The organism is Streptomyces sp. NPDC018045 (assembly GCF_044327445.1).
Classification (GTDB): domain Bacteria; phylum Actinomycetota; class Actinomycetes; order Streptomycetales; family Streptomycetaceae; genus Streptomyces.
Map to the genome: position 1 here is coordinate 400,711 of NZ_JBIRFL010000003.1, position 14,310 is coordinate 415,020.

13 protein-coding genes are annotated in these 14,310 nt (G+C 72.8%); 5 read left to right on the plus strand and 8 right to left on the minus strand.

Going from position 1 to position 14,310, the window contains the following annotated elements:
• Positions 1-4 precede the first annotated feature (4 nt).
• The 3 genes from ACH4EB_RS09360 to ACH4EB_RS09370 all read right to left on the minus strand — a co-directional run bounded on the left by ACH4EB_RS09360 (position 5) and on the right by ACH4EB_RS09370 (position 3,669).
• The gene (locus ACH4EB_RS09360; protein ID WP_398346775.1) at positions 5-928 is read right to left on the minus strand and encodes a metal-dependent hydrolase; all 924 of its coding nucleotides are present in this window, start codon (positions 926-928) and stop codon (positions 5-7) included.
• Positions 929-1,015: 87 nt separating this feature from the next.
• The gene (locus ACH4EB_RS09365) at positions 1,016-2,794 is read right to left on the minus strand and encodes an SDR family oxidoreductase (RefSeq protein ID WP_398346776.1); all 1,779 of its coding nucleotides are present in this window, start codon (positions 2,792-2,794) and stop codon (positions 1,016-1,018) included.
• Positions 2,791-3,669, minus strand: coding sequence for a M24 family metallopeptidase (locus tag ACH4EB_RS09370; RefSeq protein ID WP_398346777.1), 879 nt, complete (start codon positions 3,667-3,669; stop codon positions 2,791-2,793). The genes ACH4EB_RS09365 and ACH4EB_RS09370 overlap by 4 nt, the downstream gene beginning before the upstream one ends.
• 289 nt (positions 3,670-3,958) lie before the next feature.
• On the opposite strand from ACH4EB_RS09370, the gene ACH4EB_RS09375 reads away from it, so the two are divergent.
• From ACH4EB_RS09375 to ACH4EB_RS09390, 4 genes are all read left to right on the plus strand, one after another.
• Positions 3,959-5,008: an ABC transporter ATP-binding protein gene (locus ACH4EB_RS09375; RefSeq protein WP_398346778.1), complete on the plus strand. Its 1,050-nt coding sequence runs from the start codon at positions 3,959-3,961 to the stop codon at positions 5,006-5,008.
• Positions 4,998-5,906 (plus strand): ABC transporter permease, encoded by a 909-nt coding sequence (locus ACH4EB_RS09380; protein WP_398346779.1) that lies wholly within the window; start codon positions 4,998-5,000, stop codon positions 5,904-5,906. Before ACH4EB_RS09375 ends, ACH4EB_RS09380 begins: the two co-directional genes overlap by 11 nt.
• Positions 5,907-5,976: 70 nt before the next feature.
• Positions 5,977-6,888, plus strand: coding sequence for an ABC transporter ATP-binding protein (locus ACH4EB_RS09385; RefSeq protein WP_398346780.1), 912 nt, complete (start codon positions 5,977-5,979; stop codon positions 6,886-6,888).
• 16 nt (positions 6,889-6,904) lie between these two features.
• On the plus strand, positions 6,905-7,696 hold the full coding sequence (locus ACH4EB_RS09390) for an ABC transporter permease subunit (RefSeq protein WP_398346781.1): 792 nt from the start codon (positions 6,905-6,907) through the stop codon (positions 7,694-7,696).
• Positions 7,697-7,905: 209 nt separating this feature from the next.
• On the opposite strand, the gene ACH4EB_RS09395 is transcribed toward ACH4EB_RS09390, so the two are convergent.
• From ACH4EB_RS09395 to ACH4EB_RS09415, 5 genes are all read right to left on the minus strand, one after another.
• Complete coding sequence (locus ACH4EB_RS09395) at positions 7,906-8,358, minus strand: VOC family protein (RefSeq protein ID WP_398346782.1); 453 nt, start codon at positions 8,356-8,358, stop codon at positions 7,906-7,908.
• Positions 8,359-8,951: 593 nt separating this feature from the next.
• Complete coding sequence (locus ACH4EB_RS09400) at positions 8,952-10,232, minus strand: CynX/NimT family MFS transporter (RefSeq protein ID WP_398346783.1); 1,281 nt, start codon at positions 10,230-10,232, stop codon at positions 8,952-8,954.
• 205 nt (positions 10,233-10,437) lie between these two features.
• Positions 10,438-11,148: a FadR/GntR family transcriptional regulator gene (locus tag ACH4EB_RS09405; protein ID WP_398346784.1), complete on the minus strand. Its 711-nt coding sequence runs from the start codon at positions 11,146-11,148 to the stop codon at positions 10,438-10,440.
• Between the two features lie 185 nt (positions 11,149-11,333).
• On the minus strand, positions 11,334-12,707 hold the full coding sequence (lysA, locus tag ACH4EB_RS09410; protein WP_398346785.1) for a diaminopimelate decarboxylase: 1,374 nt from the start codon (positions 12,705-12,707) through the stop codon (positions 11,334-11,336).
• A 19-nt stretch (positions 12,708-12,726) separates the two neighbouring features.
• Positions 12,727-13,044, minus strand: coding sequence for an SAV_915 family protein (locus ACH4EB_RS09415; protein WP_398346786.1), 318 nt, complete (start codon positions 13,042-13,044; stop codon positions 12,727-12,729).
• A 328-nt stretch (positions 13,045-13,372) separates the two neighbouring features.
• Here ACH4EB_RS09415 and ACH4EB_RS09420 point away from each other — a divergent pair, with 328 nt between their 5' ends.
• Positions 13,373-14,197, plus strand: coding sequence for a MerR family transcriptional regulator (locus ACH4EB_RS09420; protein ID WP_398346787.1), 825 nt, complete (start codon positions 13,373-13,375; stop codon positions 14,195-14,197).
• Positions 14,198-14,310: the final 113 nt, after the last annotated feature.

A 14,310-nucleotide genomic window follows, 5' to 3' on the forward strand; every position in this document is an offset into this window, starting at 1 on the left:
CTCCTTACGAGATGGCCGCGCGGCCCACCGCACCCGCCGCGGCGCGGGCGGCCGGTGAGGACGCCAGGTATGCGGCGGCCTTGCGCAGCGACCCTTCCTGCGAGGGATGGTACGACCGCTTCAGGTAGCGCGGTACGGCGGCGCCCAGCTCACGCCAGGTCGGCAGGAGCTGGGCGCGTACGGCCCGGTTGTGTGCGCGCAGGGAGTAGCGCAGGCGGCCGGCCAGCTCGGGGTCGTGACGTATCAGGTATGCGGCGCCCCAGGCCCACAGGTAGAGGAGGACGGGCGCGGTGACGGCCATGCCCAGCACCCGGCGGGCGTAACGGGGCAGGTTTTCGCCGCCGGTGTGCTGGTACATGTCGAAGGCCACCGCGCGGTGCTCGACCTCTTCCGCGCCGTGCCAGCGCAGCAGGTCGAGCATGACCGGGTCGGGGCCGGCCCGGTCCAGGCCCTCGGCGTGCAGCACCCAGTTGCCGAGGATGGCGGTGAACTGCTCTATGGCGGCTATGAGGGAGAGCCGGAAGCGCAGCCACTCCTGGGTGGGTATCGGGGCGGCGAACGGTGGCCGTTCGCCGAGGAGGTACTCGAAGAGGAAGTCGACGTGCTTCGTGTACGGGGCGGTGTCCAGGCCCTGGTGGGCGAGGTGTTCCAGGACGTAGGCGTGCTGGACGCTGTGGGTGGCCTCCTGGCCCATGAAACCCTTGACGTCCTTGAGGAGCGCGGGGTCACGGACCAGCGGCAGGGCCTCCTTGAAGACCTTGACGAACCAGCGCTCGCCCGCGGGCAGCAGCAGGTGCAGCACGTTGATGACGTGGGTGGCGGTGGGCTCGTCCGGTATCCAGTGCAGCGGGGTCCGGCGCCAGTCGAACGAGACCCGGCGGGGGGCGATCGGGTGGTGTTCCTCCGGACCGTAGGGGTGCGTGCTCACGCTGGGCTCCTGACGTGTGACGTAAGGGGGAGGAGACCGGGGCGGTGGCGCGCCCGCCCCGGCCTGCCCGCGCCGTGGCGCACGCGCTCACACGGGCGGTTCGATGCGGGCCAGCGCGCGCAGTGCGCGCGGAGCGAAGCGGGACATCAGGTGGGCGCCGCGCGCCTCGGGCGTGACGGGGACGACCGCCTCGTTGCGGACCACCGCGCGCAGGATCGCGTCGGCGACCTTCTCCGGCGGGTAGTTGCGCAGGCCGTACGCCCGGGACGTCTTGGCCCGGCGGCGCTGCTCCTCGTCCGCCGGGACGCCGGCGAAGCGGGCCGTCGCGGTGATGTTCGTGTTCACTATGCCGGGGCAGATGGCCGTCACGCCGATGCCCTGACCGGCCAGTTCGGCGCGCAGGCACTCGCTGAGCATCAGCACCGCCGCCTTCGACGCGCCGTAGGCGGGCAGGATCCGCGACGGCTGGAAGGCCGCGGCAGAGGCGAGGTTGACGATGTGGCCGCCCTGCGCGCGCTCGGCCATCTGCCGGCCGAAGAGCCGGCAGCCGTGGATGACCCCCCAGAGATTGACGTCCAGGACCTTCTTCCAGTCCTCGGTGGTCGTGCTGAGGAAGGAGCCGGCCAGGCCGATGCCGGCGTTGTTGACCAGCACGTCGACGGTGCCGTACTCGGCGGCTACCTTGTCGGCCAGTTTCTCCATGGCGGCCTCGTCCGAGACGTCGGCCGTCTCGGCCCACGCCTGCGGGGCGCCGACCAGCCGCGCCAGGTCGGCCGTACGGGCCGCGCCCTCGGCGTCCCGGTCGACGGCGACGACGCGCGCGCCCGCCTCGGCGAAGGCGAACGCGGTGGCCCGGCCGATGCCGCTGGCGGCCCCGGTGATCACTACTAGCTGTCCGCCGAACCGGTCGGCGTACGGGCCGGCGGCGACGACCTCCTTGGCCGGATCGCCCTCCTCCTTGGACGTCACGAACTCGCCGATCCAGGCCACCAGTTGGTCGGGCCGGGTGCGCGGCACCCAGTGCTTGGCCGGGAGGGTGCGCCGCACCAGGTGCGGCACCCAGTGGCCGAGGTCGTCGTAGAGCCGCTGGGACAGGAAGGCGTCACCGGTGGGCGTGATGAGCTGCACCGGGCAGTGGGCGTAGGCGTCGGCACGCGGACGGCGCAGCCGGGCACGGACGTTGTCGCGGTAGAGCCACGCGCCGTGCGCCGCGTCCGTGGGCAGGGACGGTGTCGGGTAGTCGCCCGCCGGCACCTTCTCCACCCGCTGGAGGATCTTCGGCCAGCGCTTGCCGAGCGGCCCCTTCCAGGCCAGCTCGGGCAGGACCGGGGTGTGCAGCATGTAGACGTACCAGGACTTGGCGCCCTGGTTGAGGAGTTGGGCGGCGCGGCGCGGGGTGGGGCGCGAGACACGCTTCTTGATCCAGTGGCCGAAGTGGTCCAGGGACGGGCCGGACATCGAGGTGAAGGAGGCGATCCGGCCTTCCGTGCGCCGTACCGTCGCGAACTCCCAGGCCTGCACCGACCCCCAGTCGTGGCCGACCACGTGGACCGGCCGGTCCGGGCTCACCGCGTCCGCGACGGCGAGGAAGTCGTCGGTCAGTTTCTCCAGCGTGAAGCCGCCGCGCAGTGGCTTGGGCGCCGTGGACCGGCCGCAGCCCCGGACGTCGTACAGCACCACGTGGAAGCGGTCGGCCAGGCCGCGGGCCACCTCCGACCACACTTCCTTGCTGTCCGGATAGCCGTGCACCAACACCACCGTGGGGCGCGCGGCGTCGCCCAGCTCGGCGACGCACAGCTCCACCCCGCCCGTGCGGACCCAGCGCTCCCGCGCGCCTTCCGGCCCGGCTCCTGTCGGCTTGCTCATGCGGCCTTCTCCTCCTGCCAGCGCCGCACGTGCGGCAGATCGTCGTCCAGCCAAAAGGCGCTTTCCCGCGGATCGGCGGAGTCCGTCACGACGAGGATCTCCTCGAACTTCGCGCCCGTGCCCCGGAAACCGAGGTGCGGTTCGACCGCCCACAGCCCCGGCTGCGGTGGGTGGTCGGAGAATTTGTACGGGCTCCACAGCGGCGACCAGCCGTCCCGGTGGCCGTGCAGCGCGTCGGAGGCCAGGCCCTTGAGCGACTGGGTGCCGAACCCGAAGAGCGTGGGTGACCAGCGGCGGGGCTGCACGCGGTCGATCTTGTGGGCGATCACGCCGAAGGGATAGGCGCGGTGTCGGTTCGCATACCCCTGGCGGACCATGAGCCGCTCGACGTCCTCGTATATCTCGCGCAGCGGGCGGCGTTCGCGCACCTCGGCGAGGATCAGGTCGCGGTGTGCTTCGAGGTCGGCCAGCAGCCGGTCGTGCACGGGGTTGAGCCCGAGGCAGCCGGAATAGCCGATGTCGGCGGTGTATCCCTGGTGGACCGGCGCCATGTCGAGGACGAAGGGCATCCCGGGCTCCAGGCGCCGGTTGGTGGGGAAGAACTGCAGCGGTATGCGGAAGCCCGTGAACGCCGTACGGTCGCCGAACCAGGCGAAGGGGAGGTGGAACCAGTCCCGTACACCGCGTTCGCGCAGCCACTCGCGCTGCATCCGCGCCGCCTCCCGCTCCGTCACCCCCGGCCTGAGCTGCGCGGCGACCGCCTCGGCGCAGGCGTACGCCAGCCGCTGCACCTCCCTGAATCCCCGCAGCTCGGCGGTGAACTCCCGCGCTCCGCCGTCCCTCCGGGCCGCTGCGGCCCCTGCTGCCGATGCCATCGCCAACCGTCCGTCCCGTAAGCCGTACATCGCGGTACGTGCCCGTAACTTGACACTGATGAATGTGACAATGCCCGGCGTCGGCGTCAAGGGGTCGGTCACAGCCTGTGGAAAACTCGCGGGAGCGCCTCCGGCGACGGCCCCGTCCAGGCCCCGTCCCGCCGTCGCCACCGCCTCCCTGGGGGCCGAAAGCAGGAGATCCCCTACGGGCCCCTACACCTGTGGTCGGAGTCCGAACCAGCCGCCAGGTCTGACGACCGGTGTGGTGCGCGCCACTACCGTCGATGGTGTGACTGTGATCGTGACCGAAAGCCTGAGCAAGCGGTACCCGAGGGTGACCGCGCTGGACCGGCTCACCGTTGACATCGGCCCCGGCGTGACCGGCCTGGTGGGTGCCAACGGTGCCGGCAAGTCCACCCTGATCAAGCTGCTGCTGGGCCTCGCCCCGGCCAGCGAGGGGTCCGCGACCGTCCTGGGCCTGGACGTGGCCAGGGAAGGCGGCGCCATCCGTGAGCGCGTCGGCTACATGCCGGAGCACGACTGCCTGCCGCCCGACGTCTCGGCCACCGAGTTCGTCGTCCACATGGCGCGCATGTCGGGCCTGCCGCCGACCGCCGCCCGCGAGCGGACCGCCGACACGCTGCGGCACGTCGGCCTCTACGAGGAGCGCTACCGCCCCATCGGCGGTTATTCGACGGGCATGAAGCAGCGCGTCAAACTGGCGCAGGCGCTGGTCCACGACCCGCAGTTGGTCTTCCTGGACGAGCCGACCAACGGCCTGGACCCGGTCGGCCGCGACGAGATGCTCGGTCTGATCCGCCGGGTGCACACCGACTTCGGCATATCGGTCCTGGTCACCTCGCACCTCCTCGGCGAACTGGAGCGCACCTGCGACCACGTCGTCGTCATCGACGGCGGCAAGCTGCTGCGCTCCTCCGCCACCGACGACTTCACCCGGCTCACCGCCTCGCTCGCCGTCGAGGTCACGGACACCGACGAGCACCCGGACGGCACGGCGTCGCTGCGCGCGGCCCTGACCCGCGCCGGTGTCGCGGTGACCACCGCGGCCCCCGGCTCGGAGAGCGGCGCCTCCGCCACCCATGTGCTGTACGTGGAGGCCACCGGCGAGGAGACGTACGACCTGCTGCGCGACACCGTCGCCGGCCTCGGCCTCGGCCTGGTGCGGATGGAACAGCGCCGGCACCGCATCTCCGAGGTCTTCCAGAGCGACGGCGCGCCGGGCGCGGACGGCGCGCGGCCCGCCACGGCCCGCCCCGCCGTCGCCGCGACGACCGCCCACCGAGCCACCGAGGACGGAGGCGCCCCCGATGTCGCCTGAGACCAGGAACCCCACCGCCGGAGCGGCGCCGGACGTCATCCACGACATCGGCTACCGCCACTTCGACGGCCCCCGCCTGGGCCGCGCCTACGCCCGCCGCTCCCTGTTCTCGCAGAGCCTGCGCGGCGCCTACGGACTCGGCCGCTCGCCGAAGTCCAAGGTCCTGCCGATGCTGCTGTTCGCCGTGATGTGCCTGCCCGCGGCCATCATGGTGGCGGTCGCGGTGTTCACGAAGATGAAGGACCTCCCGGTGGCGTACACCCAGTACGCGATCTTCCTCCAAGCGGTCATCGGCCTCTATCTGGCCGCCCAGGCACCGCAGTCCGTCTCCCGCGACCTGCGCTTCAAGACGGTGCCGCTGTACTTCTCCCGGCCGATCGAGCGGGTCGACTACGTGGTGGCGAAGTTCGCGGCCATGGCCGGCGCCCTGTTCCTCCTGACCGCCGCACCGCTGCTGATCCTGTACGTGGGCGCGCTGCTGGCCAAGATGGACTTCGTCGACCAGACCAAGGGGATGGCCCAGGGCCTGGTGTCGGTGGCGCTGCTGTCGCTGCTGTTCGCCGGCGTCGGCCTGGTGATCTCCGCGCTGACCCCGCGCCGCGGCTTCGGCGTGGCCGCCGTCATCGCCGCGCTGACGATCCCGTACGCCGCGGTGAGCGCCGTACAGGGCATCGCCGCCGTCCAGGGTCAGGAGGACGTCGTCGGCTGGCTCGCCCTGTTCTCGCCCATCACCCTGATCGACAGTGTGCAGGCGACGTTCCTCGGCGGTACCGCGTCGTTCCCCGGCGAGGTCCAGCCGTCCACCGCCGCCGGGCTGGTCGCCCTCCTGGTCACGCTGCTCGCCGTCGCGGGCTCGTACGCCCTGCTGATGCGCCGCTACCGGAAGGCCGGCCTGTGACCGCCCGCCCCGCGCCCCCGAAGGCGCACCCGACGCCCGCCACCAGCCCCCGAAGGAACGGGCCGCGCCCATGACGACCATCCAGATCGACCACGTCTCCCGCTGGTTCGGCAATGTCGTTGCCGTCAACGACATCACCATGACCATCGGCCCCGGCGTCACCGGCCTCCTCGGCCCCAACGGCGCGGGCAAGTCCACCCTGATCAACATGATGGGCGGCTTCCTCGCCCCGTCCGGCGGGTCCGTCACCCTCGACGGCCGGACCGTCTGGCGCAACGAGCGCATATACCGCGACATCGGCATCGTGCCCGAACGCGAGGCGATGTACGACTTCCTCACCGGCCGCGAGTTCGTCCTCGCCAACGCCGAACTCCACGGCCTGGGGCGGGATGCGGCGCGGCGCGCGCTGGCCACCGTCGAGATGGAGTACGCGCAGGACCGCAAGATCTCCACGTACAGCAAGGGCATGCGCCAGCGCGTGAAGATGGCGTCGGCGCTGGTCCACGAGCCGTCCGTACTGCTGCTGGACGAGCCGTTCAACGGCATGGACCCGCGCCAGCGGATGCAGCTCATGGAGCTGCTGCGGAACATGGGTGCGCAGGGCCGTACGGTCCTGTTCTCGTCCCACATCCTCGAAGAGGTCGAGCAACTCGCCTCCCACATCGAGGTGGTGGTGGCCGGACGGCACGCCGCGTCCGGTGACTTCCGCAAGATCCGCCGCCTGATGACGGACCGGCCGCACCGCTATCTCATCCGCTCCGACGACGACCGCGCCCTGGCCGCGGCCCTGATCGCCGACCCCTCCACGGCCGGTATCGAGGTGGACCTCCAGGAGGGCGCGCTGCGCGTCCAGGCCGTCGACTTCCCGCGGTTCACCGCCCTGCTGCCGCGCGTCGCCCGCGACCACGGCATCCGCCTCCTGACGGTCTCGCCCTCCGACGAGTCCCTGGAATCGGTCTTCTCCTACCTCGTCGCGGCCTGAAAGGAGCCTGAAAGCGATGTCAGCGACCTCATCGGTCCGGCCGGACCCGTCCCCGGCCCCCGCCGCGGGCCCCTCCGCGGCCCCGTCGGTCTTCAACCCCACCGTCGCCCGGCTCACCTTCCGGGCCCTCCTCGGCCGGCGCCGCGCGCTGATCCTCTGCGCGCTGCCCGCCCTCCTGATCGTCATCTCCGTCGCCGTACGGGCGCTGGCCGGCGCCGACGACTCCACCGCCAACGGTGTGCTCGGCACGTTCGCACTCGCGACGATGGTGCCGTTGATCGGCGTCATCGCCGGTACGGGTGCCATCGGCCCGGAGATCGACGACGGTTCGGTGGTGTATCTGCTGGCCAAGCCGCTGCGGCGGTCCTCGATCATCATCACCAAGCTGGTCGTGGCGATCGGCGTGACGGCCGCGTTCTCGGCCGTACCGGTGCTGATCGCCGGGTTCGTCCTCAACGGCAACAGCCAGCAGATCGCGGTCGCGTACGCGGTCGCCGCCGCCGTGGCCTCCGTCGCGTACAGCGCGCTGTTCCTCTTCTTCGGCACGGTCAGCCGGCACGCGGTCGTCTTCGGCCTGGTCTACGCCCTGGTGTGGGAGACCCTCTTCGGCAACCTGGTACCGGGCGCGCGGACGCTGAGCGTGCAGCAGTGGGCCCTTGCGGTGGGCCAGAAGGTCGGCGCGGAAGGCGCCCTCACGTCCGAGGTGGGCCTGCCGCTCGCGGTCGTCCTCCTGGTGGCCGTGACGGGCCTGGCGACCTGGTACGCGGCACGCAAGCTGCGGTCGCTGACGCTGGCGGGGGAGGAGTAGGCGGGCCGTATCGCGGACCTGCGCGACGTCACGCGGCCCTGGAGTCGCACCCATCACGGCCCGGAGCCGCACGTAACGCAGTCCCGGAGCCACGCCCATCGCGGCCCCGGAGCCGCACCACCGCGGCCCCGGAGAAGGCCCGGCAGCCCCCTTGGGAGGCGGCCGGGCCTTCCGCGTTCACCGAGGCCAGGACACCCGGCCGGTCCGGCCTACGCGGCGCAGAACTCGTTCCCCTCCGGGTCCCGCATCACCCACCAGTGCCCGGCGGGCCCCTGATCGACCTGGCGGACGCGGGTCGCCCCCAGCTCCTCCAGCCGGTCCACCAGCGCGTCGAGGCCGCCGGGCTCGCTGTGGATGTCGATGTGCAGGCGGTTCTTGCCCGCCTTGCCCTCGGGCACGTCCTGGAAGAGCAGCCGCCGCCCGCGCCCGACGCCGCTGGTCGCGTCGAACGGGTCTTCGGGATGACGAACCGCGGCGTACCCACGGAAGGTCTTACGGCCACGGTGCTCGGCAACCGCCTCCTCGCCGAGGTGCCCGGCGGCCAGCAACTGCTCCACGAGAGCGCTGGGGTCCTCGACCTCGTACTCCAGGGCGGCGGCCCAGAAGTCCGCGAGGGCGGGCGCGTTCGTGCTGTCGATGACCAGCTTCCACGTCAGTGCCATGGGGCAGTTATACCTACCGCCACTGACAACGGGCCCGCATCCGCACGGGAGCCGGACGAGCGGAGCCCCCCGCATCCGGCGCCCGTGTCACCCCTGCGGTCTCAGCCAGTCGGCCCGAAGGCGACGAAGTAACCTCGACCGCTCACCACGTACGTGGATTGTGAGCCTGCCCCTGCCGTTCGAGGCGGTGTCGGCATGAGCGACTTCCGGCGCATGCCCGAGACAGCGCACGGACGCATCGGGTTCTGCCAACCGGGCGGAGTCGTCGCCGCCATGAGCGACGCGATCGGGAACGACTTGATCGAGTCAGCGGCAGTCGTCCTGGCGCTCGTACGCGCGATGCCGGACGGTCCCCGGCTGACGGCCGAGGAGTCCTGTTTCATGTGGCGTCGGACGGCTGAATGCCTGACGGACGTGCTGAACATCGCTGAGCTACGAGGCGAGCGGTTGGCCGCAGCAGACGGACGGCGACCTCGGCCAGGCTGCCGCGGGGCTCGAAAACAGCGGTACGCGACGAGCGCTGCCCCGGACCACCGGACCGCAGGCAGCGCTCGTGACGGCAAGGAGTCCGGCGCAGGGCCGGGCGGGCCCCGTTATCCGTTCGTCCCGATCCGGCGGTCGCGGCCCGCGCCCAGGCCCAGGAGGATCAGGCCCGCGCAGACGGCCAGCAGCAGCACGATCGGTACCGTCCAGCCGTGGGTGGCCTGGTGTACCGCGCCGAGTGCCAGGGGGCCGACGGCGGCGAGGAGGTAGCCCCAGGTCTGGGCCATGCCCGAGAGGCGGGCGGCGGTGTGGGCGTCACCGGAGCGCAGCACCATCATCGTCAGCGCCAGGCCGAGCGCGCCGCCCTGTCCGATGCCGAGGAGGACGGCCCAGATCCAGGCGCCCGCCACCGGGGCCACCAGGAGGCCGACGATGCCGCAGGCCATCAGGACGGTGACGGCGACGGCCAGCAGCCGCTGCCGCCGCATCCGCCCGGCGAGCATCGGCACCACGAACGAACCGGCCATCTGCACCAGGGTGCTGAAGGCGAAGACCAGCCCGGCGGTGGCCTTGCTCATGCCGTGGTCGGTGAAGATGGTCGGCATCCAGGCGATCATCACGTACGCGATCAGCGACTGCGAGCCCATGAAGAGCGTGACCTGCCAGGCCAGCGGGGTACGGCTCAGGTTGGGCCCGTCCTCGGTGGTGTGCGCCGGCGTCGCGGCGGCCTGGCCGTGCCGCGTGCCGCGCCGCGCGATGACCGCCTGCGGGATCCAGGCGGCCGCGGCGACCGCGGCCAGCAGCGCCCATGAGGCCAGCGACCCCTGCCAGCCGCCCAGCGCGTTCTCCAGCGGCACGGCGGACGCCGCCGACACGGTGGCGCCGAGGATCATCGCCGTCGAGTACAGGGCGGTCATGCCCGCGGCCCGCTCCGGGAAGTCCCGCTTGATCAGGCCGGGCATCAGGACGTTCAGCAGGGCGATGGACGTACCGACCACCGCACAGCCCACGAACAGCGCGACGACCGGCGGGGCGATGCGCAGCAGGATGCCGCCGCACAGCAGCACCAGCGCGCCGCACAGCACCGTCTCGGTGCCCCAGCGGCGGGCCAGCCGCGGCGCGGCGATCGAGCCGAGGCCCATGAAGACGAGCGGGATGGTCGTCACGAGGCTGCTCGCGGTCGCGGCCAGGTGGTAGTGGTCGCCGATCTCGCTCACCAGCGGCGAGACGCCGGCCAGTGCGGCGCGCATGTTCAGTGAGGCGAGCACGATGCCGAGCAGGACCAGGACCGGGTGCGCGCGCAGTCGGCGGCGTGCCGCGGCGACCGGTGGCGCGGGGGCCAGGTCCTCCTCGGCGTCGATCAGTGGTGCTTCGGTCCGGGTCCCTGACATGGCTACGTGACTCTCCTTGCGTGGGGGGCGTGGGCGGTCGTACGGGGCGGTCGTACGGGCGTGGCCGAGGACCGGGACGTACGGAGGGCGGAGGGGGGATCGTTTCTGCGGTGGCCGGGCGGGCGGGGTGGTCACCGCTCCGGGCGGCGGGGCGCGTCCGTGCGCCCCGGACCCGTACTCACCGGAGCCCGGTCCCGCGCACCGATCACCGCTCCGCGAGCAGCTTCTCCACCGCCCGTTTGGGCGGCTCCAGCAGCGCGCGGGCGGCTTTCTCCGCGGCCTCCGGGTCACCGGAGGCGATCGCGTCCAGGACGGCGCGGTGGTCGCCGTGCACGATCCGCGGCATCAGCTCGTCGCCGAGCGAGGAGACCAGCGCCTCGCGTACGGAGCTGCTGAACCAGGCGTACGTGGCGGTCAGCGCGGTGTTGTGCGCGGCCTCCACGACGGCCCGGTGGAAGGCGACGTCATGATCGGCGTAGAGCTCCAGATCGCCGCCGAACGGCTGCCCGCCGGCGGCCTCCAGTGCGGCCTGCGCGTCCAGCGCGGCCCGCATCCGCTCCAGGTCGTCCGGCTCGTGCCGTTGCGCCGCCAGCCGGGCGGCTTCGGCCTCCAGTGCGATGCGCAGCTCCAGCACGTCCCGGACCCCGGCCCGCTGGATGCCGCGCATGATCTCGCCCGGGTCGGCCTGGGAGAGGACGAAAGTGCCTTCGCCCTGCCGGGAGCGCAGCATGCCGGCGTGCACGAGGACCCGTACGGCCTCGCGGACGGTGTTGCGGCCGACCTGGAGCTGCTCGGCCAGGGTGTGTTCGGTGGGGATGCGCTCGCCCACCGGCCAGGTGCCGGCGGCCACCTGGGCGCGCAGGGCGTCGACGACGGTGTCCACGAGGGACTGCCGTCCCGCTGCCTGCAACGTCATGCGCAACTCCTCGATCCGTCGGCCCGGGGTGCGGTCCGGGTCCGGGCAGGGTGATCGCCCGGTTGCCCAGTCATCCTACAACTGATGGGTGCAGTATGCACGGAGTTCTCGCCTCCGTGCACACCGCACCGTTCGGGCGCGTCACAGCGCACACCGCACCTCGAGCGCGTCACAGCCCGGACGCGTCACAGTCCGATGTCGCGCTCCTGCATGTCCGCCAGGGACTCCCGCCGTACGAGGACCCGCGCGTGCCCGTCCGCGACGGCCACCACCGGCGGGCGGCCGACGAGGTTGTAGCCCGAGGCCATGGACAGGTGGTACGCGCCCGCCACCGGGACGGCGAGCAGGTCCCCCGGCCGCACGTCCCCGGGCAGCCGTACGCCGGCGGCGAGCACGTCACCCGCCTCGCAGTGCCGCCCCACCACGTTCACCGGCACGGGCGCGGCGGACGACTGCCGCCCGACCAGCCGGGGTGCGTAGCGCACCCCGTACAGCGCGGGCCGCGGGTTGTCGCTCATCCCGCCGTCGACGGCGACGAAGGTGTGCTCACCGCTCCGCTTGACGGACAGCACCCGGTACAGGGCGACGCCGGACGGCCCCGCGATGGCGCGGCCCGGTTCGACGGTCAGCCGGGGCACCGGCAGCCCGGCCGCCGCGCAGCCGCCCGCCAGCTCCGCCCGTATCCTGGCGCCGAGCGCCGCGATGTCCAGGCAGTCCTCGCCGGGCCGGTAGGCGACGCCGTGGCCGCCCCCGATGTCGAGCTGGGGCAGCGTGACGCCGTGCTGTTCGCGGACCCGGGCCAGCAGCCCGACCAGCCGCCGTACGGCCGACAGGTACGGCTTGACGGTGGTGATCTGCGACCCCAGGTGGCAGTGCAGCCCGACGAGGTGGAGCCGCGGCTGGCCCAGGACGCGGGTGATGGCGTGCTGCGCCGACCCGTCGGCCAGGGACAGGCCGAACTTCTGGTCGTCGGTACCCGTACGGATCTTGGCGTGCCCGCCGGCCGCGATGCCCGGCACCACCCGTACGAGGACCTGCTGCCGGGTTCCGGCGGGCACCGCGGCGGCGAGCCGGGCGATCTCGGAGGTGCTGTCGATGACGATGCGGCCGACACCGAGGCGCAGCGCGGCGCGCAGGTCCTCGGGGCTCTTGGCGTTGCCGTGCAGCACGATTCGGGCGGGCGGGAAGCCGGTGGTGACGGCGAGTTCCAGTTCGCCCGCGGAGCAGACGTCCAGGCCCAGGCCCTCCTCCCGGACCCAGTGGGCCATGGCGCGGCACAGGAAGGCCTTGGCCGCGTACAGGACGTCGGCGTCGGGGAAGGCGCGCAGGTAGGCGCGGCAGCGGGCGCGTACCTCGGCCTCGTCCAGGACGTACGTGGGAGTGCCGAAGCGCGCGGCGAGTTCGGTGAGGGGGACGCCGCCGACGGTGAGGTCGGCGTCGGGCAGTTCGGCCGCCGAGGCGGGCCATACGCAGAGGTCGGCGGGGCGGCGGCCGTGCTGCTGCGCGGCGTCGTGCCGCGGTGGTGCGGCCGGGGTCGGGTTCGTGGTCGTCACGGTCATGGTGGTCGTACGCCCCTTCTCAGACGGCCCGCAGCAGCGGCGTACGGGGAGAACCGGGGGCGAGACGCGGGTCCACGGTCAGCACGGCGGCGCCGAGCGGCTCGGCGAGGGCACGCAGCGCGGGCTCGGCGAGCCGGATCCACGGCTGGTCGGTGCCGAGCGCCGCGGCGAGCCGCTGTGCGGAGGTGTAGCCGACGGCGGTGCGGCCGCCGAGCGGGGTGCGGAACAGGCGGGCCGTACAGCCCGCGGGGCCCGGCCGGACAGGGACGAACAGCAGCCCGGCCGGGACGGGTTCGGCAGGTTCGGGGTCTTCCGCGTACAGGTGTTGCTGGGACACGACGTCGCTCCTCGCGCAGGACCGGCCCCGGACCGGTGGGAAGGAAAGTGCCGGGGCTCCTCCTCGACGCTATGCCCGTAGCGGCCTGCGCACGGCGGCGTACTGACGCATCGTTGACGGCCCGTGGACGCCCCTTGACGGAATGCTGGTGCTCCGGCGCACGCCCCGGTGCACGGAAACGACGTGCGCCCCGGCGCGGGCCCGTGCGTACGCCTCGGCAAAGGCCCGATCGCGGTGCGGCGCCGCCCGGCATCGACGAGGATCGCCTCGACCGCCGGCCCGCCCTCTTGACCTTCACACCGTGGCAAGCCCTGCACTGGGAGACGTCATGTTCACCATCGGAGAGTTCGCCGGCCACGGCCGTGTGTCGGCCCGCATGCTGCGCCACTACGACGCCATCGGGCTGCTGCGCCCGGCCCGTACGGACCCGGCCACCGGCTACCGCTACTACGAGGCCGGACAGCTCGCCCGCCTCAACCGCATCATCGCCCTCAAGGACCTCGGCTTCAGCCTCCAGCAGGTGACCGCCATCCTGGACGAGCAGGTCAGCGCGGCGGAACTGCGCGGCATGCTGCGGCTGCGCCGGGCCGAGCTGGCGGCGGCGGTCACGGCGGCCGGCGCCCGCCTGGCCCGGGTCGAGGCGCGGCTGCGGACGATCGAGGGCGAGGGGCGGCTGGCCGCCGACGAGGTGGTGGTCAAGCGGGTCGAGGCGGTACGGGTCGCCGAACTGACGGGTACCGCCGCGAGCTTCGGGCCCGAGGACGTCGGCCCGGTCATCCGGCCGCTGTACGACGATCTGTTCCGGCGGCTGGCCGCAGCGGGCGTCGAGCCGGCCGGCCCGGAAATCGCGTACTACGAGGACGCGCCCGGGAACGGGGACCGCATCACGGTGCACGCGGCGGTCGTGGTCGCGGCCGCCCCGCAGCCGCACCACGACTTCGCGATCGTGGACCTGCCGGCGATCGGACAGGCGGCCACGGTGGTGCACCGCGGGCCCATGGAACGGGTGCTGCCCACCGCCCAGGTGCTGGCCCGCTGGCTCGACGACAGCCCTTACCGCTCCGCCGGGTACCCGCGGGAACTGACGCTGGAGTCCCCGGAGGACCGGGAACAGTGGGTGACCGAGTTGCAGGAGCCGATCACCGGGGGGTGAGGCCGGGGGTGGGTGGAGGGGCGGTGGCCGGCGTGCCGGGTGTTGCGCCCGGTGCTGTGCCGGGTGGGGTGCGTGCTTCCGGGATGCCGGGTGCGGCGGTGGCGTCGGTCGCA

What these genes read in the sequence shown, in the direction of transcription:
- ACH4EB_RS09365 (WP_398346776.1), bottom strand. Translation starts at nt 2,794, where the DNA reads ATGAGCAAGCCGACAGGAGCCGGGCCGGAAGGCGCGCGGGAGCGCTGG.
- ACH4EB_RS09370 (WP_398346777.1), bottom strand. Translation starts at nt 3,669, where the DNA reads ATGGCATCGGCAGCAGGGGCCGCAGCGGCCCGGAGGGACGGCGGAGCG.
- ACH4EB_RS09380 (WP_398346779.1), top strand. Translation starts at nt 4,998, where the DNA reads ATGTCGCCTGAGACCAGGAACCCCACCGCCGGAGCGGCGCCGGACGTC.
- ACH4EB_RS09385 (WP_398346780.1), top strand. Translation starts at nt 5,977, where the DNA reads ATGACGACCATCCAGATCGACCACGTCTCCCGCTGGTTCGGCAATGTC.
- ACH4EB_RS09390 (WP_398346781.1), top strand. Translation starts at nt 6,905, where the DNA reads ATGTCAGCGACCTCATCGGTCCGGCCGGACCCGTCCCCGGCCCCCGCC.
- ACH4EB_RS09395 (WP_398346782.1), bottom strand. Translation starts at nt 8,358, where the DNA reads ATGGCACTGACGTGGAAGCTGGTCATCGACAGCACGAACGCGCCCGCC.
- ACH4EB_RS09400 (WP_398346783.1), bottom strand. Translation starts at nt 10,232, where the DNA reads ATGTCAGGGACCCGGACCGAAGCACCACTGATCGACGCCGAGGAGGAC.
- ACH4EB_RS09405 (WP_398346784.1), bottom strand. Translation starts at nt 11,148, where the DNA reads ATGACGTTGCAGGCAGCGGGACGGCAGTCCCTCGTGGACACCGTCGTC.
- lysA (WP_398346785.1), bottom strand. Translation starts at nt 12,707, where the DNA reads ATGACCGTGACGACCACGAACCCGACCCCGGCCGCACCACCGCGGCAC.
- ACH4EB_RS09420 (WP_398346787.1), top strand. Translation starts at nt 13,373, where the DNA reads ATGTTCACCATCGGAGAGTTCGCCGGCCACGGCCGTGTGTCGGCCCGC.